Genomic DNA, 19732 nt, shown 5'->3' with positions numbered 1-19732 from the left:
CCGGGATGGGACTGAGCGTCACGATCGTCGTCGCCATCATCGGCGTCACCCTCGGCATCACCTACCTCGCCGCCAAGCGCAACACCTCCACCGACTCGCACTACGTCGCCGAAGGACAGGTCGGACCCGTCGGCAACGGTCTCGCCATCTCCGGCGACTACGTCTCGGCCGCTTCGTTTCTCGGTATCACCGGCATGATCGGCATCGCCGGCTTCAGTGGCTTCTACTACGCCACCGCCGTGCCTCTCGCGTACCTGCTGGTGCTGCTCATCATCGCCGAACCGCTTCGCAACCTCGGCCGCTTCACCCTCGCCGACGCCGTCGCCGCCCGGTTCGACGGGCGCGGACTGCGCGCCGCCCTCGCCGTCACCACGATCGTCATCTCCGCGATGTACATGGTGATCCAGTTCGTGGGCGCCGGTCTGCTCGTGCAGGCCCTGCTCGGCATCAAATTCTGGGTGGCGGTCGTCGTCCTGGGCATGCTCATGGTCGTCTACACCATGTTCGGCGGCATGCTCGCCACCACGTGGGTGCAGGTTCTCAAGACCGGGCTGTTGCTCACCGGCACCGCCCTGATCCTGTTCCTGGTCCTCGCCAAGTACGGTCCGAGTCCCCTGCACGTCGTCGAGTCGTTGCCCGACGCGTCCACGTCCTCGCAGCCGCAGACCACGACCAAGACGTTCGACATCATCTCCCAGCAGCTCGCGCTCGCTCTCGGCGTCATGGGTCTGCCACACGTGATGGTCCGGTTCCTCACCGTCAAGGACGCCCGTGCCGCACGCAAGTCCGGCGTCGTCGCCCTGTGGATCTTCAGCGGCTTCTACCTCGTGCTGCCCTTCATCGGGTACGGCGCGATCCGGGCCCTGGGCTCCGACACCATCGCCGCGGCGCATCCGCAGGGCAACCTCGCCGTCGTCCAGCTCGCCGGCGCCCTCGGTGGTCCCGCCCTCGAAGCGGTGATCATCGGCATCACGCTCGCCACGATCCTCGCGGTCCTCGCCGGCGTCGCCATCGCCACGTCCGGCGCGTTCGCCCACGACCTGTACACCCATGTGATCAAGGGTGGAAAGGCAACGGGAGAGCAGCAATTGAAGGTTGCTCGGCTCTCACTGCTCGGCATCGCCGTCGTCGCCATGTTCCTCGCGCTCGGTGCCAAGGGGTTCAACCTCGGCTTCCTGGCCAACGTCGCGTTCGCCGTCGCCGCGAGCACCAGCCTGCCCGTGCTGCTGCTGAGCATCTACTGGCGCGGCTTCAATCGCGTCGGCGCCACCTGGGCGCTCGTCGGCGGCCTCGCCGTCAGCCTGGGTCTCGTCGCGATCAGCCCCAACATCCTCGGACCCACCGGCCTGATCCACGGAATCGACCCGCTCTTCCCGCTGACCATCCCTGCTCTGGTCTCGGTACCCGCCGGCTTCCTGCTCGCGTACGTCGGCTCGCTCGTCGGGCGGTCCCGTCCGGAGGCGGCCGGCACCGACTTCACCGACATCGAACGCCTGGCCCTCCTCGGCCGCTGACGCGGCCGGTGTGTCCTTCGGGTTGCCCTGGCAGCCCGAAGGACACACCGCCGTGGACGTTGCGATTGCCAGGGGATCCGGTAGGGCTCCTGCTCGGCTGCGGGCGCGGAACGCGGCGACTGCGGGAACCACCGGAGCCGGGGGTCCGCCCTCAGTTCGGCCACCTCCGGCGGAACCGGACGTGCCATCATCTCGATCTCGGACCAGTGGCATTGTCCGGCAGCAACTCTCGCCGCGTACCGGCGCAACTCGGGGGACGCGTCCTCACCTGCCGCGAGTTGTTCCAGTAACGCCTCGTCGACCTCGATACGTCGGTCCCGGCCGGCACCGGTGAATCGTCGTGCGCAGATCACCGCGCTGTCGAGGTCCGTCACGGCCCGGTGGATGCGCCGGAGCGGACCGTCGAGGTGCGCGGGCACGTCCCTCACGGCGCATCCGCCCACGGGTCCCCGCCGACCGAATACGCTTCGGTGGGCCTGTTCGTGGGGCCGCGCACGTCTGCGACGCCGGCGAGATCGACGGCCACCGCCGCCCGGTGCCCGGTGCGCTCGTACGCCTCGGTCAGCGGCGCCAGATCTTGCTCGACCCGCTCCTGCAGGGCGTTCGCCGGCGACGCCAGTGCGTCGAGAAACATCGTCAGCGCGTCCGTGAGCTCCCGGATGCGGGACACGACGTCGTCGACGAATTCCATAGTGTCCCGGACGATCCTGGCGAGTGTGACGATCTGTACGGCCGTGCCGGCGAACGGGACCTTCTTCAGCGCGAACTTCAGCTTCTGCACCCCGTCGTCGAACGCTACCTCTTCCTCGAGCATCTCCCTCAGCGACCGAACCGCGGTGACGATCCCTTCCCGGATCTTGTCCGCAACCAGGTGGCACGTCTCCTCCATCACTCGTCCGACCGGTCCCTCCCATCGGAGGGCATCGACGATCCGGGCGGCGTAGTCCGTGAAGGCCCGCGCAGCCTGCCCGTCCCAGTGGGGATCCAGCGTCCCGACGACGGCGGCGAGGTTCTCACCGCTCGTCTCCACCGCCTCCCCGGCGACGCGGTATGCGTTGCCGAGGCGCTCCAGTTCGTTCCAGTTTCCGCCCAGCGGTTCGAGCACCTGCGCGATCGGACTCCACCCGGTCAGCATCTCGATTGTCTTGTCGACGTCGCCGAGCCAGCCGGCCACCTCCGCGACGACCTCCCGGACGTCCTCGTCGGGGGTTTCGGGGTGGGGGAGTTCGATCCTGCGCGCACCCCCGTGCCGCACGAAACCGGGGTACGGTCGCGCCGGCCCTGTGGCCGGTGCCTCGGGACCGTGTGCGTCGATCGATTCCGGAAAGAGGAGGTTGGCATTGAGCCGTTCGTAGTTGCGTTTCTCCGTGTCGTAGTAGATCCACGCGCAGCGGTTCAATTCGATGCCGGTCTTCAGGCAGAGATCGGCAAGGACGAAGTATCGAGACTGTGCCGACGGCAGAACCGCCCGGAACCCTTCCTGGATCGTCCGCAACAGTGCACCGTCCAGTGTGCCGGTCGGCTCACCGTGGACGGCGAGGTACCGGTTGGCCCACAACACATCGTTGCCGATCTCCTGCGCAGCGACGGCAGCGCCGGCGATCTGAGTCGCGGTGGCACTGAAACTTTCGTATGTCTCGGACATCACGACCTCCTCAGCGACTCGACGAGGCCGTCGATGGAGTCGTCGTCGAGCTGGCCGGCCACTCCGCGATCCGTCTGCACGACGAAGACCACGACCTCCGCCGAGGCCAGACCGGTGGTGGCCACGAAGTCCCACCGTGCTGCCGGCGGGGCACATTCGTGGACGGGAGGAATGTCGGATACCAGCGCCGTGATCCGGACCGCCGGATTTCCGTCGATGTCGAAATGGACCGGGTCCGAATACTCGACCGTCGGCGACTGTTCCCCGCCGGAGTACATCCACTCGACTGCTCGAACCTCGTGAGCAGCCACGGTCAGCAGGTCACCGGCGGACCGCCCCGTGATACCCACGGACGCCAGCGTGGACGTGTCTTCCGCGGCGCAGTACCCCTTCCCGAGAGAGGACGCCGAACCGATCACCAGCATTCGACCGTCACGGCCCTTCCACCCCATCACGGACTCTCCCCCGAACCAGCCGGATGGCGTGGTGTACGTGAGTCCGAACTTCGTCGGTACCGGTTGCGGTGCGCCCTCGGGAACGTCGGGCAGGTCCGGAGCCCGCTCCATCGACGGGAATCCCGGTGGTAGTTCACGTCGTGGCGTTGTGGCAGTGGGGGACTCGGTCCGTGACGTCGTGACCGGTGGGGCCCACTCCGGCACCGCCTCCGGAACATCCGGAGCCAGCAGGCTCCCTGCTGCCGATATCCCGCCGATGGCGAGCGCACCCGCCACACACCACAACACGACTTTGCCCAGCTCGAAGACGACGACGCCCCACTTCGACATTTCTCGACCCCCCTTGTCGACAGCGGAACAATACCAGTTGATCTGGTCCACAGGGGTTTCCGTGCTCCGAGGGTGTGGACAACTCGGCCCGCCGGATGGGCAGCGGCCGTCGGACGTGGGCGAACGGGGGCTGTGTGGTCCGGGGACCGGTCGATCTCGACCTCACATGCTGTCGAGACGCCACTGTGCGAGCTGGACTGCGTTCGAGACGCATTCGGTCACCACCGCCGACCGTTCGGCGGGTCCGGGTGCCGTGAGTATCTGCAGGCGATCCGCTTCACCTATCGGAACGAATCGTGCCAGCGCGAACAGCCGCGCGCCGGGCTCGTCGGGCAGTTCGGTGATGCTCGGCGGTTCGATCCGCCCGTTCGACAGCCGGTCGAGCAGACCGTAGAGCCGGCCGAGCCCCACGCTCAGTCCGGCAAAATCCACCGGGCCGGAGTCCGTGTCCGGCCACGGCTCGACCTCTGCGCGCGGATAGGGATCGTCCGGAAGCCAGTTCTTCACCCGGATCCGCTCTTCACCGATGCACTCCAGGACGTATCGACCGTCGTCGAGTTCGGTGTCCATCACGATCCGCGCGACCGTGCCGACGTCGTGGCGAGTCTCGCCGCCCCCCACCTCGTGTCCTCGTTCGATGAGCACGACGCCGAAGCGCGGCCCGTCCGGATCTGCGAGGCAGTCCTGGACGAGACGGCGATAGCGCGATTCGAAGACGTGGAGCGGAAGGGCGTCGCCCGGAAGCAGGACGGTTCCCAGCGGGAACATCGGGAGCACGGGCATCAGGGCAGCCGCAGCCGGGGAATCGGCGGTGTCGGAATCGGCTCGTCGCGTTCGATCTCGGTCAGCAGGTGCTCGGCCCACGCCGCCAGGCCGTCGATGTCCAGCCCGTGCGGCGGCTCGTCCTCGTAGTGGCGGATCCGAGCCTCCCCCTGCCGCAACAACGATGCGGCGCCGACCGGATTGCCCCGCAGCAGGTGCGTCAGTCCCACGGCGAGCTGCGCCAACCCCTGCCACAGGGGCCGCTCCTCGACCGGCGCCGATTTCCACGTGCTCTCCAGCACCTCGTGCGCATGAAACGGATGGCCGTGGTCGAGCAGCCGCTGGGCCTCGGTGATCGCCTCGTCGGGCTCGAGGTCCAGGTCCTCCGGGACCCGCTCGACGCCCTCCTCGCCGTAGGGCAGGGGGCGTCCCAGCGCGTCGCGCGGACGGGCGTTCTGCGGTTTGCCGTCGACGGTTCGATCCCGTTCAGCCATGAACCCAGCGTAAACCGGTATCGCCGACCCGACTCCGCTTCTCGCGGGCCCCGTCGACGGCGAGGGCCAGCTCGTCGCGCAGCAGCGCCGGCGTCGCGGGACAGACGTGAGTGTGGCGTCCGGTGCGGAACAGGTACCGCCCGTCGCCCACGACGTCGAACCAGCCGAGATCGGTGACCGGCGTGAAGGTCAGACCGTCGGGTGAACACAGCACCCGCAGGTTGCCCGTTCCCGACCGCGGATCGGTCAGCAACCGTCGCAACCGGACCGCCGGCGGCGCCTGCGCGGTCCGCAGGATCTGCGTCGGGGTCGAGAACTCGGTCACCTCCGCGGTGGGTGCCGACAGCGCCGGCGCCGTGCCTGCAGGCGCGTCGGGCAGACACTGCACGACGGCGTCCGCCAGGGCGTACGCCGCCGAGGTCGTGACGACGAAATCGCCGGCACGTCCCGGTTCCTGTCGCACCACAACTGCGGCGTCGTGCCTGATGCAGCCCCGGAGCCGCAGCTCGGAGTCGCCCGAGACCTGCCCGTACACCTCGACGGTGACCTCCGCATGTCGCATCGTCGCCATCGCCGCGGTGAGCTGCTCGTCGGGATTCGCGCGCCGCCACCGCTGGGCCGCCTCCATGTTCGCGGCGTGCTCGTCCTCCCACAGTGCGGTCGAGCGGTAGCGCAGGGGAAACGGGATCTCGTCGAGTCCTGTCGCGGTCCACAGCGCGAGGAACCGGTCGGGTGTGAGCCGCCACGTCATGCCGGATCGACCCCCAGCACCGGCGGCGCGGTGAGCGGCATCGGACCGATCAGCTCGTTCCCGTTGTCGACGCCCACCAGGTAGCTGGGCACCGTGCGAGCGGCCTCGTCGTCACGCGCCGGACGCGCGGGGGCGCCCAGCATGCCCGGGTACATGCCGCTCGCGCGGGCGGAACCGGCGCGGGTGCCGGGACCCGACGTCGCCGAACCGGTCGTTCCGTTCGCCGTCGGCACACCCCCGACGGGACCGGGTCTGCCGAGTCCCGGAGCGCCGGCGCCGCCTGGACCGGCCCCCACGCCGCCACCCCCTGACGTCGCTCCACCGGGTCCGCCCGGGACTCCGTCGGGGTAGCGCTCCGGGGCCGTGGCTGCGCCGGCCGTCGTCGTCGCCGCCGGGACGGTCGTCGCGGACTCGGCACCATCCGCCGCCGGGCCGCTCGGCGCTGCGGGACGGTCTGTCGCAGGAGCGTCGGTGGACGGGGTGCCCGTGGCCGGTCCGCCGTCGCTGTCGGCTCCTGCGGGCTCGGAACCGCCACCTCGGCCGTCCGCGCTGTCCGCGGTGTTCGTGGCGTCCGCGGCGTGCCGGGCCGGGCTCGATCCGGCCGGTCCCGATCCTGCCGTCGCCTCGTGCGGGGACGGCAGGATCGGGACCGCCGTGCCGGATTCACGGTAGTGCGGGACGTAGAGCGACTCCATGACGCGCACGGCCTCGGTGCGCGCAGCCTCCGCCGCCCGCGCGAACTCCGCCGCGTCCTGGGGTACCACCACGCCCGACGGCAGCGGGATCCGTGCCGGCGGCGGTTGCACATTGGTTCGCACGGCCGTGGCGATCTCCGACGCCGCAGCGAGCTTCGTCGACACCGCCAGCAGGGCCGCCACCAGTTGTTCGGTCGACTTCGCGAAGGAGCGGGTCGCCGCGACGGCCTGCCGCGCCGCCTCACCGTCCCATCCCTCGGCAATCTTCTTGCAGATCATCTGGGTTCCGAAGATGAAGCCGACGCTCATGTCGGTCGCGATCGTGCGCCAACTCTCCGCCAGGCTGCGCATCGCCCCCGGGTCCATTGTCTGCACGTCCCGGTAGATGGCGTCGTGTTCCATGCCGTGGAAGTTCTCGAACACGGTGGCGTAGTCCGGGTCGAAACTGCCGTCGAGCCGTGCCACCAGGCTGGTGTGCCAGTTCGTCAGCGCGTCGACCCGATCCGGTACCGCGGGATCGAGCAGCGGTGCGAGCATCGATTCGATCGGATTCTCGTTGTGCGACAACTTATCCGGCACTTCCACTCACGATCGCGGCCGGCCGCGTCGTGCGCCTTCCGGTGCCGTGTGAATCCTCGACTGACATGCCCATGGAGTCCCCCCGATTCCGTGGTCGTGCGCAGGATGCTAGCGGACCGGGCAGTCTGTGGCGAGTCGTGCCGGTGGTACCGGGATCGTTCCTCCCATCCGCGCGTTCCCCAGTCGTACGCTGCCTCGATTGCGTTCGCGGGTGACTGGCGCCCGCGCGGATACCGCACGACTCGGGAAGCCGTGCGTTCTCCGATCACCCCCGACACCGGTTGCGTGCGCGGACGGCCGATCGCCGCGCGAAAACGTGCCCCCGCTCATGGACCCCCCGATCCGTCGGGTGGGGGCAGATCCTAACGGACGGCGCCGACGAGGCGCAGGGCCAGATCGGAATAGAGGTTCGCGATGGCGTGGGGCTCGTTGTAGCGGCCGGAGGGGTACCAACGGCAGATGTCGACGCACAGCGACATCAGGGCCAGGGTGACGCCCTCGGTGTCGGGGACGGTGAACTCACCCGAGGCGACGCCGGCGTCGACGATGGTGCGGACGACCTGCGTGGTGCGTCGGCGCAGACCGGTGATGACGCGGTAGTGCTCCGGGGTGAGGGCGGTCAGCTCGTACTGGACGACGCGGGCGCGGCGATGGTGCTCGGCCTGCCACTCCGCGAACCGGGCGATCACGGTGGACAGGCGCGTCGTGGCGTCCTCGTCGGGCAGGTCTGCGGTGCGCACCACCTCGAGGGCCAGGTCGTGGCCCTCGTAGCTGATCGCGTAGAGCAGTTCTTCCTTGGACTTGTAGTGCGGGTACATCGCGGCCGGGCTCATGTCGAGACGAGCGGCGATCTGCCGGGTGGTGGTGCCGCCGTAGCCGTTCTCGGCGAACACCTCGACGGCTGCCTCACGCAGCCGGGCCGCGGCCTTCGATCCGCTGATCACCGCGTCCCTGGATGTGCTCACGTCGTGCTCCCGTTCCTGCTACGGCCTGGTTGACAAGATAGCGGCCGCGGTTCACTATAAGCGCACGCTTAGAAAATAAGCAGATGCTTACAGATTTGAGGAGCGGTTGATGCGACGCACCCTGTACGGCCCCGATCACGAGGCGTTCCGCGAGTCGGCTCGCGAGTTCGTGAACCGGTTCGTCATGCCCCGTGCGGAGGAGCTCATCGAACGTCACGAGATTCCGCGTGACATCTGGATCGAGGCCGGCAAGGCCGGCTTCCTGGGACTCGAGATCCCGGAGCGCTTCGGTGGCATGGAAGCGAACGACTACCGCTTCAACGCCATCCTCGGTGAAGAGTTCGCCCGCGCGAACATGGCGCTGTCCTCGTCGATGGGGATCCACTCGGACATCACCGTCCCCTACATCGTCCACCTGGGCAACGAGGAGCAGCGCGAGCGCTGGCTGCCGCGCTGCGCCACCGGCGAGCTCATCTGCGCCATCGGCATGACCGAGCCGTCGGGCGGCTCCGACCTCGCCAACCTGAAGACCACCGCCGTGCGCGACGGTGACGACTGGATCCTCAACGGCGCCAAGACGTTCATCACCAACGGCTACAACTGCGACCTCGTCGTCGTCGCGGCTCGCACCGACCCGTCGAAGGGCGCGAAGGGCATCTCCCTGTTCGCCGTCGAGCGCGGGATGGAGGGCTTCGAGAACGGCCGCAAGCTGGACAAGGTCGGCCAGCCCGAGGCCGACACCGCAGAGCTGTTCTTCAAGGACGTTCGCGTCCCGCACGCCAACCTCATCGGCGAGGAGGGCATGGGCTTCATCTCGATGATGAAGATGCTGCCGCAGGAGCGACTCGGCTCCGCGGTCAACAACGTGCACCACGCCAAGCACATCCTGCTCGAGACCATTGAGTACGCGAAGGAGCGCAAGGCGTTCGGCCAGGCCATCGGTGCCATGCAGTACAACAAGTTCCTGCTGGCCGAACTGGTCACCAAGATCGAGGTCGCCGAGGCGTACGTCGACCAGGCCGTCGAGGCACATGCCGACGGCAAGCTCACCGCAGTGGATGCGGCCAAGGCGAAGTGGTGGAGCGCGCAGACGCAGTCCGAGGTCCTGGACGCGTGCGTGCAGATCCACGGTGGCTACGGGTTCATGAACGAGTACCGTGTGGCTCGTGCATGGAAGGACGCCCGCGTCACCAAGATCTGGGCCGGCACCAACGAGATCATGAAGGAACTCATCGGCCGCGATCTGGGCCTGTAGAGACTCGAAGCGTCAACACCGAACAAGGAGCGCGTGATGCCCGAAGCTGTGATTGTCTCCACCGCCCGTTCTCCCATCGGGCGGGCGATGAAGGGGTCGCTCAAGACCGTGCGCCCGGACGACCTGGCCACCCAGATGGTCGCCGCCGCCCTGGCGAAGGTGCCGGATCTGGACCCGACCCAGATCGACGACCTGCTGCTCGGCTGCGGTCAGCCCGCCGGCCAGTCCGGGTTCAACATCGCCCGCGTCGTCGCGGTGCAGTTGGGCTACGACTTCCTGCCCGGCGTCACCGTCAATCGCTACTGCTCGTCGTCGCTGCAGACCACCCGCATGGCACTGCACGCGATCAAGGCCGGCGAGGGCGACGTGTTCGTCTCCGCGGGTGTCGAGTCCGTCTCGAGCTTCGTCACCGGCAACGCCGACGGCCTGCCGAACACCAAGAACCCGCTCTTCGCCGACGCCGAGGCCCGCACCGCCACGCTCGCCGAGGGCGGCACGGCGTGGACCGATCCGCGCAGCGAGGGTCTGCTGCCCGACGTGTACATCGCGATGGGGCAGACCGCGGAGAACGTCGCGTCGATGACCGGCATCTCCCGTGAGGACCAGGACCGGTGGGGTGTGCGGTCGCAGAACCGGGCCGAGGAAGCCATCAAGTCCGGCTTCTTCGAGCGCGAGATCAGCCCCGTCACCCTGGCCGACGGTACCGTCGTCACCACCGACGACGGCCCGCGGCCCGGCACCACCTACGAGGCCGTGAGCCAGCTCAAGCCGGTCTTCCGACCCGACGGCACCATCACCGCGGGCAACGCCTGCCCGCTCAACGACGGCGCCGCGGCCCTGGTGATCATGTCCGACACCAAGGCCAAGGAACTCGGTCTGACCCCGCTGGCGCGGATCGTCTCGACCGGCGTGTCCGGTCTGTCGCCGGAGATCATGGGTCTCGGCCCGATCGAGGCGGTCAAGAAGGCCCTCGCCCACGCCGGCAAGACCATCTCCGACATCGACCTGTTCGAGATCAACGAGGCGTTCGCCGTGCAGGTGCTCGGCTCCGCCCGTGAGCTCGGCATCGACGAGGACAAGCTGAACGTCTCCGGTGGCGCGATCGCCCTCGGTCACCCGTTCGGCATGACCGGCGCGCGAATCACCGCCACGCTGCTCAACAACCTGCAGACCCACGACAAGCAGTTCGGCGTGGAGACCATGTGCGTCGGCGGCGGTCAGGGCATGGCGATGGTGCTCGAGCGCCTGAGCTGATCCCTTCCGACCGGAACGCGAACGAGGCGCGGCCGCGGGCCCGAAAGGGCTTGTGACCGCGCCTTTTTCGAAAACTACATATTGAACTCGAGCGCGAATTCAACTATACAAGTCGCGTAGGTACCAATTTCCGGAGGAGACTACCCCCATGTCCGTACTCGACCAGTTCCGCCTCGACGACCGCGTCGCGATCGTCACCGGCGCCTCCTCCGGCCTCGGCGTCGCCTTCGCCCAGGCCCTCGCCGAGGCCGGTGCCGACGTGGTGCTCGCGGCCCGTCGCGCGGACCGACTCGAACAGACCGCCGAACTCGTCCGTGCGGCAGGCCGTCGCGCGCTGACCGTCGAGACCGACATCGCCGAGCCCGAGCAGGCGCAGCGGATGGTCGACGCCGCGGTCGAGCACTTCGGAAAGGTCGACATCCTCATCAACAACGCCGGTATCGGCACGGCCGTCCCGGCCACCAAGGAGACTCCGGACCAGTTCCGGCGCGTCATCGACATCAACCTGAACGGCTCGTACTGGGCAGCGCAGGCCGTCGGGCGCGTCATGCAGCCGGGCAGCGCCATCGTCAACATCTCCTCCGTCCTGGGCCTCACCACCGCCGGACTGCCGCAGGCCGCCTACGCCGCGAGCAAGGCCGGCGTGATCGGCCTGACCCGCGACCTGGCCCAGCAGTGGGGGGCCCGCAAGGGTATCCGCGTCAACGCCATCGCGCCGGGATTCTTCGCGACCGAGATGACCGACGAATACCAGCCCGGTTACCTCGACAGCATGAAGCCGCGAATTGTTCTGGGCCGCACCGGTGATCCCGCCGAGATCGCTGCCACCGCCGTGTGGCTCACCTCGGCGGCCGCCGGCTACGTCACCGGACAGACGATCGCGGTCGACGGCGGCCTGACCATCAACTGAAGTTTCCAACCACACCGGAGGTAAGCAGTGAGCGAAGCAAGCACCCGCACCGCCATCGTCACCGGCGCCGCGCGCGGCATCGGCGCCGCAGTCGCCAAGCGTCTCGCCGAGGACGGATTCCAGGTCGCGGTTCTGGACCTCGACGAGTCCGCGTGCGCCGACACCGTCTCGGCCATCGAGGCGGCCGGCGGCAAGGCCCTCGCCGTCGGCGCGAACGTCGCCGACGAGCAGTCCGTCGCCGCGGCCGTGGAGAAGGTCGCGAACGAACTGGGCGACCCCACGGTGCTGATCAACAACGCTGGAATCACCCGCGACAACCTGCTGTTCAAGATGACCGTCGACGACTGGGACGCCGTGATGAACGTGCACCTGCGGGGCGCGTTCCTCATGTCCCGTGCGACGCAGAAGTACATGGTGGAAGCCAAGTTCGGTCGCATCGTCAATCTGTCGAGCACCTCCGCGCTGGGCAACCGCGGCCAGGTCAACTACTCCGCGGCCAAGGCCGGCATGCAGGGCTTCACCAAGACCCTCGCGATCGAGCTCGGCAAGTACGGTGTGACCGCCAACGCGATCGCCCCCGGCTTCATCGAGACCGAGATGACCGCGGCGACGGCCGAGCGGGTCGGGATGTCGTTCGAGGACTTCAAGGCCGCCGCGGCCTCGCAGATCCCCGTCGCCCGCACCGGAAAGCCCGAGGACATCGCGCACACCGCGTCGTTCCTCGCGAGTGAGGGTGCGGGCTTCGTCTCCGGCCAGGTCATCTACGTCGCCGGTGGTCCGAAGGACTGACGACGAGGACCGAACCACGACGACGCCGTGCGTCCTTCCCCCCTGCGGGAGGACGCACGGCGTCGTCGTCTGTACGGTCGTTACGGCTGCCGGACCGCCTGCCGACGGTGCAGGAGCCAGCACGCGCCCGCGATCGTGGCCGTGAGGGCGCCGGTCGCGACGAGCTGGGTGCGCGCGGCCGAGTCGAACAGTGCCAGCACGGCGATGCCGGCGAGCAGTCCGAGCGTCGCGTACGACAGGTACGGGAAGCCCCACATCTTCAGCGGCAGAGCGTCTTCGGTGCCGTCGCGACGTGCCCGCTTGCGCAGCACGAGGTGGGAGACCGCCACGAACGTCCACAGCACGAGGATGGTCGAGCCGACCGCGTTGAGAAGCAGCGGCAGGACCTTGTCGGGACGCACGTAGTTGAGTGCGACGGTGACGAATCCGAACGCCACCGAGGCCAGGACCGCGTTGCGGGGCACGCCGTTGGCGGCCACCCGGCCGAACACCGGGTACGCCGAACCGCGCTGCGAGAGCGAGTAGATCATCCGGGAGGCGCTGAAGAGCATCGCGTTGAGCGAGGACAGCAGAGCCACCACGACGATCACGGTCATCACCGCGGCCGCCCCCGGCACCGAGCCGGCGTTCAGCACCGCGACGAACGGTCCCGTGACGAGATCCTCGGACGTCCACGGCAGCACCGTCACCATGATCAGCACCGAGCCGATGTAGAAGACCAGGATGCGCCAGATCAGCGTGCGCACAGCGCGGCCGACGTTGCGGCGCGGATCCGAGGTCTCGGCGGCTGCGATCGCGATGATCTCGGTGCCGCCGAACGCGAACACCACGATGAGCAGGCCGGCGGCGATGCCGGCGATACCGGTGGGGGCGAAGCCTCCGTGTGCGGTCAGGTTTGCGAACCCGGTGCTGTCGAAGGCCGGCACCCACCCGGCGATCATCGCGACGCCGATCGCAAGGAAGGCGACGATGGCGACGATCTTCAGTGCCGCGAACCAGAATTCGACCTCACCGAACCGGCGCACGCCGACGAGGTTCACGCCGGTGAGGACGACCATGAAGAACAGGGCCGCGGCCCACTGCGGGATCCCGGGGATCGAGGCGGCGGTGATGGCGGCGGCGCCGGTGGCCTCCGCCGCGATCACGATGACCACCTGGATCCAGTACAGCCAGCCGATGGTGCGACCGGCGACGGAACCGAGGGCGTTCTCCGCGTGCACCGAGAACGCACCGCTGGCGGGGTTCGCGGCCGCCATCTCGCCCATCATCCGCATGATGAGGACCACGAGGGCGGCGGCGGCGAGGAACGAGACGAGGATGGCCGGGCCGGCGACCGCGATACCGGCGCCGGAGCCGACGAACAGACCCGCACCGATCGCGCCGCCGAGGCTCATCATCACCAGCTGCCGCGGTCGCATCGCCTGGTGCAGCATCGCCCGCGGTGCGGGCGTGGTCGTGGTGACCGGTGGGGTGGCCAAGGTATCAGTCATCGATGCGCTCCCCGGCCGGCACCAGCTGGTCGAGGGCGATCTCGAACGCCGTGGCCGCGACGCCCGTATGGTCGGCGCTGCGATCGTGGCAACGCTGCAGCGCACCGGCGACGGTGTCGGAGACGTCACCGAAGATCGCGGCGTCGGAGACCTCGACGTCGCCCTCCATGAGCTGCGCGAAGGCGCGGGCCATGCCGCTGTTGGCGATGAAGTCGGGGATCACCGAGACGGACTTGTCGGCGTGCTCGTAGGTGGGTCCGTAGAAGATCTCGTCGTCGGCGAAGGGGACGTTCGCTCCGCTGGCGATCACCTCGAGCCCCGCCGCAACCATACGGTCGACCTGTTCACGGGTGACCAGGCGGGACGCGGCGCACGGGAGGAAGACCTCGGCACCGAGGTCCCAGATCGCGTCGTGCACCTCGGTGAACGGGCGCATCCGGTCGCTGCGGAGCGCGTTGCCGTTCTTGGTCAGCAGTAGGGTGCGCACCTCGTCGAAGTCGAGCCCGTCCGTGTCGAGGATGCCGCCGTCGCGGTCGATGATGCCGACGACGCGGGCGCCGGCCTGCGCCAGGTAGTAGGCCGCGGCCGCACCGACGTTGCCCCAGCCCTGGACGATCACGCGCTTACCGGCGAGCTCGCGGTTGCCGGCCGCGTCCCCGTAGATGCGGTAGTGGTGGCGTACCGACTCGGCGACGCCCCAGCCGGTGATGAGATCGGCCACCGTGTACTTCGCGTCGGGGGCGGGGGTGAAGCGGGTGTCCTCGACGACCTTGGCCACACCGAGCCGCAGCTGCCCGACCCGCTGGATGCGCTCGCGCTCGTCCGCGGCGAAGTGCCCGTTGACGACGCCCTCCTGGGGGTGCCACAGACCGTTGCTCTCGGTGAGCGGCACGACCTCGGTCATCTCGTCGACGTTCAGGTCGCCGCCGGTGCCGTAGTAGGCGCGCAGCAGCGGCGCGACGGCCGCGAACCAGCGGCGCAGCACCCCGTCCTTGCGGGGGTCGGACGGATCGAAGTCGATGCCGGACTTGGCGCCGCCGATGGCCGGGCCGGAGACGGTGAACTTGACCTCCATCGTTTTGGCCAGGGACTCGACCTCGCGGCGGTCGAGGCCGCGGCGCATGCGGGTGCCGCCGCCGGCCGCTCCGCCGCGCAGGGAGTTGATGACGACCCAGCCGCGGGCAGTGGTCTCGGTGTCGTGCCACTCGAAGACGATCTCGGGGGCCTTGTCCTCGAAACGGGTCAGCAGGTTCTTCATGTCTTCTCTCGGGAGTCGGGACGGTGCGGTGCCCGGGTGCGGGCGAATGAAGAAGACTGTGACCGTGGTTACAAAGGGCGCGCAAGTGCGGCCTGCGCTACTGGTCAGCCTGAAGAGCTGTAGTGCAGCGGGCCGCTGATTTTCTGTGCAGTGTGCAGAGCTGACTCGCCGTTTTCGGCGGGGGCGGGCTGGTGGTCCGGTTTTCAGCTCTACCGGCGGTAGGCGGGCGCTTTGGCGGTTCTGCCCGGTTGGAGCGTGCGCAGCAGCGGCATGGCCCGGTAGCGGACCACCTCCGACAACACCATGACGCTGGTCGACCGGGCGACGATCGACGAGCGGTTCAGTTCGATCAGCGTCTGCTGCAGCCCGAGGTGGGAGTCCGCGGCGATCCGGCACAGGATGTCGCCGGCGCCGGTCGTCGCGAACGCCTCGAGTACCCCCGGAATCGCTTCCAGCACATCGGTTATCGCTTCGAGCGCGCCCTGGACGATCTCCATCGTCACGAACGCCTGGACCTCGAATCCGGCGGCCGCCAGGTTCAGGCGCGGTTCGTAGCCGGCGATGACGCCGGACTCTTCGAGCCGGCGCAGCCGTGCCGAGACCGTCGCGCGCGCCACCCGTAGCCGCCGGGACAACTCCAGCGCGCCGATCTTCGGATCGGTGTGCAGCGTCTCCAGGAGCGCGAAATCCAACTCGTCCAGCTGCACGGCGTCACGCATAGCCGTTCCTTCCGAAGAGGCGGCGGAAACTGTGCCGATTGTATAGCGGCACGCCAGGCTTCCCTCGTTTTCCAGTCAGGTCGGCCAGCTGGAATGGGGGAGATTGCGCTGCCCTCGCGACAGGTTTTTCCTGGTGACACACGACACACCGATGGCGCCGCGTCCGGCGGCAGGAGGAATCGCCATGACTCTCGAGTTCACCCTTACCGACAGCGAGAAGCTCGCCCAGCTGAACGCCGAGGAACTGCGGCAGCTCGTCGGCCTCGTCCAGTACGACGCCGAGCGGGACCCGTTCCCCGTCAGTGGCTGGGACGCGGTGGTCTGGGTAGTGGGTAACGCCACGCAGACCGCGCACTACTACCAGTCCGCGTTCGGAATGGAACTGATCGCCTACTCCGGTCCCACCACCGGCAACCGCGACCACCACGCCTACGTCCTGCGGAGCGGGGCGGTGCGGTTCGTCGTCAAGGGTGCGGTGGATCCGGACAGCCCGCTCGTCGAACATCACCGCCGGCACGGCGACGGGGTCGTCGACATCGCGCTGCAGGTGCCCGACGTCGACAAGTGCGTCGCGCACGCCCGGGCCCAGGGCGCGACGGTGCTCGAGGAGCCGTACGAGATCAGCGACGAGCACGGCACGGTCCGTCTCGCCGCGATCGCCACCTACGGCGAGACCCGGCACACCCTCGTCGACCGCTCGCGGTACTCCGGCACGTATCTGCCCGGCTACGTGGACAAGTCGTCGACCTACCGCAAGCGCGACGGCGCTCCCAAGCGGATCTTCCAGGCGCTCGACCACGTGGTCGGCAACGTCGAACTCGGCCACATGGACGAGTGGGTCGACTTCTACAACCGCGTCATGGGATTCACCAACATGGCCGAGTTCATCGGCGACGACATCGCCACCGACTACTCGGCCCTGATGAGCAAGGTGGTCTGCAACGGCAACCACCGCGTCAAGTTCCCGCTCAACGAGCCGGCCGTGGCGAAGAAGCGCTCGCAGATCGACGAGTACCTCGACTTCTACCGCGGTCCCGGCGCGCAGCACCTGGCGCTGGCCACCAACGACATCCTCACCGCCGTCGACCGGCTCCGCGAGGAGGGCGTGGAGTTCCTCGCCACCCCGGACGCCTACTACGAGGACCCCGAGCTGCGGGCCCGGATCGGCGAGGTGCGGGTGCCGATCGAGGAGCTGCAGAAGCGCGGCATCCTCGTCGACCGCGACGAGGACGGCTACCTGCTGCAGATCTTCACCAAGCCGATCACCGACCGGCCCACCGTCTTCTTCGAACTGATCGAACGGCACGGTTCGCTCGGCTTCGGCAAGGGCAACTTCAAGGCCCTGTTCGAGGCGATCGAGCGGGAGCAGGAAGCGCGCGGCAACTTCTGACACTTCCGCGCTGCGGGATCAGGGCTGCGGGATCAGGCGTTCCGGACGACCTGGTCCCGCAGCGCGTTCTCGGTCCGCCGCACGATCGTGCCCACCAGGGGCTCGATGAGCAGCCCGGCCGCACGCCCGGCCAGACCGCCGGGCAGCTGGTAGCCGAAGTCGACGGCGAGCCGCATGTCGCCGTCGCCCAGGTCGTCGAACTGCCACGCCGACCGGGTGCGGAACCCGGAGATCGAGCTCAGCACGATCCGGTGGTTGTTTTCCCACTCGACGATCTCGAGCCGGGAGTCGAAGGTGGCCGGCCCGATCCGCATGCTCGCGTCGAACACCGCGCCCACGCCGCGGACCTGCTTGCCCACGGGCTCGAAGCGGGTGACTCCGAACATCCACTCCGGGACCGTGCGGTGGTCGGCGACATACGCGAAGGCGGTGTCGAGTTCGACGTGCGCCACCCCGTCGTGGCGCACGTGGATCATGTGACGGTCGTCGGGCATCGGGCACCTCCGCCGGGAACCTAGCGGACTTGCTCGCGCCTTCGGAATCCGCCCGTGCCACAGGGCGGGCGAATTCCGGACGAGCGGGCGAATTTCCCTGCTCGCAGACAGCACGCGCCGCTCAGGCGACGCGGCCGAGATTCGAGCGCAGCGCCTGTTCCGTCTGGCGGATCGCGGTACCCACCACCGGTTCGACGAGCTTGCCCAGTGCCCGCCCGGCCAGCCCGCCGGGGAGCTGGTAGGCGAAGTCGACGTCGAGGCGGACCCGGCCGTCGCCGAGATCGGCGAGTTCCCACCACGAGGAGGTGCGGAATCCGGCGATGGAGTCGAGGACGATTCTGCGGTCGAGTTCCCAGTCGACGATCGCCAGGCGTGAATCGAGGCCCTTCGGGCCGATCTGCATGGTGGCGTCGAAGATCGCGCCGATGCCGTTGACCTGCGATCCCACCGGTTCGAAGCGGTGGACGCCGTACATCCATTCGGGGACCGTGCGGTGGTCGTCGAGGTAGGCGAACGCCACGTCGACGGGGACCTCCGCGACGGCGCTGTGACGGATGTGGATCATCTGTACCTCCGTGGGGACATTTCTGTTACCCAAAGTATCAGGTAACTCGCGTCCTGGGGAGATCCTCAAAGCGGTCCGTTCGGACGCTCGTCCTGCTCTACTCATGGTGACACAGTTCACAGTGGATCCGGTGGGAGGGTTCGTGAAGACCAAGGCTGCGGTGATCAAGGGGCTCAATCAACCGTGGGAGATCGAGGAGATCGACCTGGGCGATCCGGTCGCCGGCGAAGTACAGGTGCGTCTGGCTGCGTCCGGACTGTGCCATTCCGACGAACATCTGCGCACCGGCGCGACGCCGATGGCGTCCTTCCCCATCCTCGGCGGGCACGAGGGTGCCGGCGTGGTCACCAAGGTCGGACCGGGCGTGACCAATATTCGAGAAGGCGACCATGTGGTGCTCGCCTTCATCCCGGCCTGCGGACGGTGCCGCGCGTGCGCGAAGGGCCTGCAGAACATCTGCGACGAGGGGGCGAACCTCCTCACCGGGCAGGCGATCGCCGACAAGACCCACCGGGTGACGCTCAACGGTGACCCGGTGATCCAGATGTGCCTGCTCGGCACGTTCGCGCCGTACGTCACCGTGCACGAGGCGTCGGTCATCAAGATCGAGGACGACATCCCGCTCGACAAGGCCGCCCTGCTCGGCTGTGGCGTCGCCACGGGCTGGGGCTCCGCGACCGCGATCGGCGGCACCAAGGTGGGTGACTCCGTCGTCGTGATCGGCATCGGCGGCGTGGGCATCAATGCGGTGCAGGGTGCTGCGCACGCGGGTGCCCGGCACGTCGTGGCCGTCGATCCGGTGGAGTTCAAGCGGGATCAGGCCAAGAAGTTCGGGGCGACCCACACCTTCGCCTCGATCGAGGAGGCGCTGCCGGTGATCGGCGAGATTACCTGGGGGGCGATGGCCGACGTCACGATCATCACTGTCGGCGAGATCCACGGCGACATCATCGCTCCGTCCATGGCGCTGACGGGCAAGGGCGGTCAGGTGGTCGTGGTCGGCATGGGTAGCGCCGCCGACACCCAGGTCACGCTGAGCCTGTTCGAGCTGACCCTGCTGCAGAAGCGGCTGCAGGGTGCGATCTTCGGTGGCGTCGGTCCGCGATCGCAGATCCCGAAGCTGCTCGACCTGTACCGGAGTGGACAGCTCGAACTCGACAAGCTGGTCACCAAGACGTACCGGCTCGAGGACATCAACGAGGGCTACGCCGACATGCACGAGGGTCGGAACCTGCGCGGCATGGTGCTCTACGGCGACGACGACTACTGACGAGAGCGAATACCGGCACCTCGCTCCGTGGCCGGCCGGCGGTGACGTCCGGCCGGCCCGCCGGCGGTGACGTTCGGCCGGCCCGCCGGCGGTGACGTTCGGCTGGCCCGCCGGCGGTGACGTTCGGCCGGCCCCGCAGGGTCGCTTA

The 19732-nt window shown here is 68.5% G+C and carries 19 protein-coding genes; 7 read left to right on the top strand and 12 right to left on the bottom strand.

Translation table 11 applies throughout. The annotated features are described in order from the left end of the window. Positions 1-5 precede the first annotated feature (5 nt). Positions 6-1514, top strand: coding sequence for a solute symporter family protein (locus AC2IPW_RS22800; RefSeq protein WP_003934470.1), 1509 nt, complete (start codon positions 6-8; stop codon positions 1512-1514). Positions 1515-1938: 424 nt separating this feature from the next. Here AC2IPW_RS22800 and AC2IPW_RS22795 read toward each other — a convergent pair whose 3' ends face one another. The 7 genes from AC2IPW_RS22795 to AC2IPW_RS22765 form a co-directional block, all read right to left on the bottom strand. Further along, positions 1939-3159 (bottom strand): WXG100 family type VII secretion target, encoded by a 1221-nt coding sequence (locus AC2IPW_RS22795; protein WP_486375774.1) that lies wholly within the window; start codon positions 3157-3159, stop codon positions 1939-1941. Then, positions 3159-3725 carry a DUF8017 domain-containing protein gene (locus AC2IPW_RS22790; protein WP_486377053.1) on the bottom strand — a complete coding sequence of 189 codons (567 nt, stop codon included), beginning with the start codon at positions 3723-3725 and terminating at the stop codon, positions 3159-3161. The genes AC2IPW_RS22795 and AC2IPW_RS22790 overlap by 1 nt, the downstream gene beginning before the upstream one ends. Before the next feature lie 381 nt (positions 3726-4106). Continuing rightward, the gene (locus tag AC2IPW_RS22785; protein ID WP_486375773.1) at positions 4107-4727 is read right to left on the bottom strand and encodes an LON peptidase substrate-binding domain-containing protein; all 621 of its coding nucleotides are present in this window, start codon (positions 4725-4727) and stop codon (positions 4107-4109) included. Further along, positions 4727-5200 (bottom strand): DUF309 domain-containing protein, encoded by a 474-nt coding sequence (locus tag AC2IPW_RS22780; RefSeq protein WP_486375772.1) that lies wholly within the window; start codon positions 5198-5200, stop codon positions 4727-4729. The genes AC2IPW_RS22785 and AC2IPW_RS22780 overlap by 1 nt, the downstream gene beginning before the upstream one ends. Then, positions 5193-5951, bottom strand: coding sequence for an ESX secretion-associated protein EspG (locus tag AC2IPW_RS22775; RefSeq protein ID WP_486375771.1), 759 nt, complete (start codon positions 5949-5951; stop codon positions 5193-5195). The genes AC2IPW_RS22780 and AC2IPW_RS22775 overlap by 8 nt, the downstream gene beginning before the upstream one ends. Next, entirely contained in the window at positions 5948-7225 is a 1278-nt protein-coding gene (locus tag AC2IPW_RS22770) for a WXG100 family type VII secretion target (protein ID WP_486375770.1), read from the bottom strand. Before AC2IPW_RS22770 ends, AC2IPW_RS22775 begins: the two co-directional genes overlap by 4 nt. Positions 7226-7587: 362 nt before the next feature. Continuing rightward, on the bottom strand, positions 7588-8190 hold the full coding sequence (locus tag AC2IPW_RS22765; RefSeq protein WP_010595708.1) for a TetR/AcrR family transcriptional regulator: 603 nt from the start codon (positions 8188-8190) through the stop codon (positions 7588-7590). Between the two features lie 109 nt (positions 8191-8299). Between AC2IPW_RS22765 and AC2IPW_RS22760 the strand changes: the two genes are divergently transcribed. The 4 genes from AC2IPW_RS22760 (at position 8300) to fabG (ending at position 12398) form a co-directional block, all read left to right on the top strand. After that, the gene (locus AC2IPW_RS22760) at positions 8300-9445 is read left to right on the top strand and encodes an acyl-CoA dehydrogenase family protein (protein ID WP_003934461.1); all 1146 of its coding nucleotides are present in this window, start codon (positions 8300-8302) and stop codon (positions 9443-9445) included. A gap of 36 nt (positions 9446-9481) precedes the next feature. Next, on the top strand, positions 9482-10699 hold the full coding sequence (locus tag AC2IPW_RS22755; protein ID WP_289377431.1) for an acetyl-CoA C-acetyltransferase: 1218 nt from the start codon (positions 9482-9484) through the stop codon (positions 10697-10699). A gap of 148 nt (positions 10700-10847) precedes the next feature. Further along, complete coding sequence (locus tag AC2IPW_RS22750) at positions 10848-11609, top strand: SDR family NAD(P)-dependent oxidoreductase (RefSeq protein WP_003934459.1); 762 nt, start codon at positions 10848-10850, stop codon at positions 11607-11609. Positions 11610-11636: 27 nt separating this feature from the next. Then, positions 11637-12398, top strand: coding sequence for a 3-oxoacyl-ACP reductase FabG (fabG, locus tag AC2IPW_RS22745; RefSeq protein ID WP_003934458.1), 762 nt, complete (start codon positions 11637-11639; stop codon positions 12396-12398). An 80-nt stretch (positions 12399-12478) separates the two neighbouring features. On the opposite strand, the gene AC2IPW_RS22740 is transcribed toward fabG, so the two are convergent. The 3 genes from AC2IPW_RS22740 to AC2IPW_RS22730 all read right to left on the bottom strand — a co-directional run bounded on the left by AC2IPW_RS22740 (position 12479) and on the right by AC2IPW_RS22730 (position 15865). Continuing rightward, the gene (locus AC2IPW_RS22740) at positions 12479-13888 is read right to left on the bottom strand and encodes an amino acid permease (RefSeq protein WP_486375769.1); all 1410 of its coding nucleotides are present in this window, start codon (positions 13886-13888) and stop codon (positions 12479-12481) included. Further along, entirely contained in the window at positions 13881-15146 is a 1266-nt protein-coding gene (locus AC2IPW_RS22735; RefSeq protein WP_003934456.1) for a Glu/Leu/Phe/Val dehydrogenase dimerization domain-containing protein, read from the bottom strand. Before AC2IPW_RS22735 ends, AC2IPW_RS22740 begins: the two co-directional genes overlap by 8 nt. A 209-nt stretch (positions 15147-15355) precedes the next feature. Continuing rightward, positions 15356-15865: an Lrp/AsnC family transcriptional regulator gene (locus AC2IPW_RS22730; protein ID WP_003934455.1), complete on the bottom strand. Its 510-nt coding sequence runs from the start codon at positions 15863-15865 to the stop codon at positions 15356-15358. A 184-nt stretch (positions 15866-16049) separates the two neighbouring features. Between AC2IPW_RS22730 and hppD the strand changes: the two genes are divergently transcribed. After that, positions 16050-17255 carry a 4-hydroxyphenylpyruvate dioxygenase gene (hppD, locus tag AC2IPW_RS22725; RefSeq protein ID WP_486375768.1) on the top strand — a complete coding sequence of 402 codons (1206 nt, stop codon included), beginning with the start codon at positions 16050-16052 and terminating at the stop codon, positions 17253-17255. 32 nt (positions 17256-17287) lie between these two features. Here hppD and AC2IPW_RS22720 read toward each other — a convergent pair whose 3' ends face one another. After that, positions 17288-17731, bottom strand: coding sequence for an SRPBCC family protein (locus AC2IPW_RS22720; protein ID WP_486377052.1), 444 nt, complete (start codon positions 17729-17731; stop codon positions 17288-17290). A gap of 139 nt (positions 17732-17870) precedes the next feature. After that, positions 17871-18314 (bottom strand): SRPBCC family protein, encoded by a 444-nt coding sequence (locus AC2IPW_RS22715; protein WP_003934452.1) that lies wholly within the window; start codon positions 18312-18314, stop codon positions 17871-17873. Positions 18315-18456: 142 nt separating this feature from the next. Between AC2IPW_RS22715 and AC2IPW_RS22710 the strand changes: the two genes are divergently transcribed. Next, on the top strand, positions 18457-19584 hold the full coding sequence (locus AC2IPW_RS22710; protein WP_003934451.1) for an NDMA-dependent alcohol dehydrogenase: 1128 nt from the start codon (positions 18457-18459) through the stop codon (positions 19582-19584). Positions 19585-19732 lie beyond the last annotated feature (148 nt).

The sequence above is a fragment of the Rhodococcus sp. NS-SX18 genome (assembly GCF_057367935.1).
The sequence above is the reverse complement of the archived record's forward strand: the minus strand, read 5'-3'. Positions and strand labels throughout refer to the sequence as shown.

Excerpts from the sequence above, each read along its gene's own strand:
- AC2IPW_RS22800 (WP_003934470.1), top strand. The coding sequence starts at position 6 with ATGGGACTGAGCGTCACGATCGTCGTCGCCATCATCGGCGTCACCCTC.
- AC2IPW_RS22795 (WP_486375774.1), bottom strand. The coding sequence starts at position 3,159 with ATGTCCGAGACATACGAAAGTTTCAGTGCCACCGCGACTCAGATCGCC.
- AC2IPW_RS22790 (WP_486377053.1), bottom strand. The coding sequence starts at position 3,725 with ATGGAGCGGGCTCCGGACCTGCCCGACGTTCCCGAGGGCGCACCGCAA.
- AC2IPW_RS22785 (WP_486375773.1), bottom strand. The coding sequence starts at position 4,727 with ATGCCCGTGCTCCCGATGTTCCCGCTGGGAACCGTCCTGCTTCCGGGC.
- AC2IPW_RS22780 (WP_486375772.1), bottom strand. The coding sequence starts at position 5,200 with ATGGCTGAACGGGATCGAACCGTCGACGGCAAACCGCAGAACGCCCGT.
- AC2IPW_RS22775 (WP_486375771.1), bottom strand. The coding sequence starts at position 5,951 with ATGACGTGGCGGCTCACACCCGACCGGTTCCTCGCGCTGTGGACCGCG.
- AC2IPW_RS22760 (WP_003934461.1), top strand. The coding sequence starts at position 8,300 with ATGCGACGCACCCTGTACGGCCCCGATCACGAGGCGTTCCGCGAGTCG.
- AC2IPW_RS22755 (WP_289377431.1), top strand. The coding sequence starts at position 9,482 with ATGCCCGAAGCTGTGATTGTCTCCACCGCCCGTTCTCCCATCGGGCGG.
- AC2IPW_RS22750 (WP_003934459.1), top strand. The coding sequence starts at position 10,848 with ATGTCCGTACTCGACCAGTTCCGCCTCGACGACCGCGTCGCGATCGTC.
- AC2IPW_RS22740 (WP_486375769.1), bottom strand. The coding sequence starts at position 13,888 with ATGACTGATACCTTGGCCACCCCACCGGTCACCACGACCACGCCCGCA.
- AC2IPW_RS22735 (WP_003934456.1), bottom strand. The coding sequence starts at position 15,146 with ATGAAGAACCTGCTGACCCGTTTCGAGGACAAGGCCCCCGAGATCGTC.
- AC2IPW_RS22730 (WP_003934455.1), bottom strand. The coding sequence starts at position 15,865 with ATGCGTGACGCCGTGCAGCTGGACGAGTTGGATTTCGCGCTCCTGGAG.
- hppD (WP_486375768.1), top strand. The coding sequence starts at position 16,050 with ATGACTCTCGAGTTCACCCTTACCGACAGCGAGAAGCTCGCCCAGCTG.
- AC2IPW_RS22720 (WP_486377052.1), bottom strand. The coding sequence starts at position 17,731 with ATGATCCACGTGCGCCACGACGGGGTGGCGCACGTCGAACTCGACACC.
- AC2IPW_RS22715 (WP_003934452.1), bottom strand. The coding sequence starts at position 18,314 with ATGATCCACATCCGTCACAGCGCCGTCGCGGAGGTCCCCGTCGACGTG.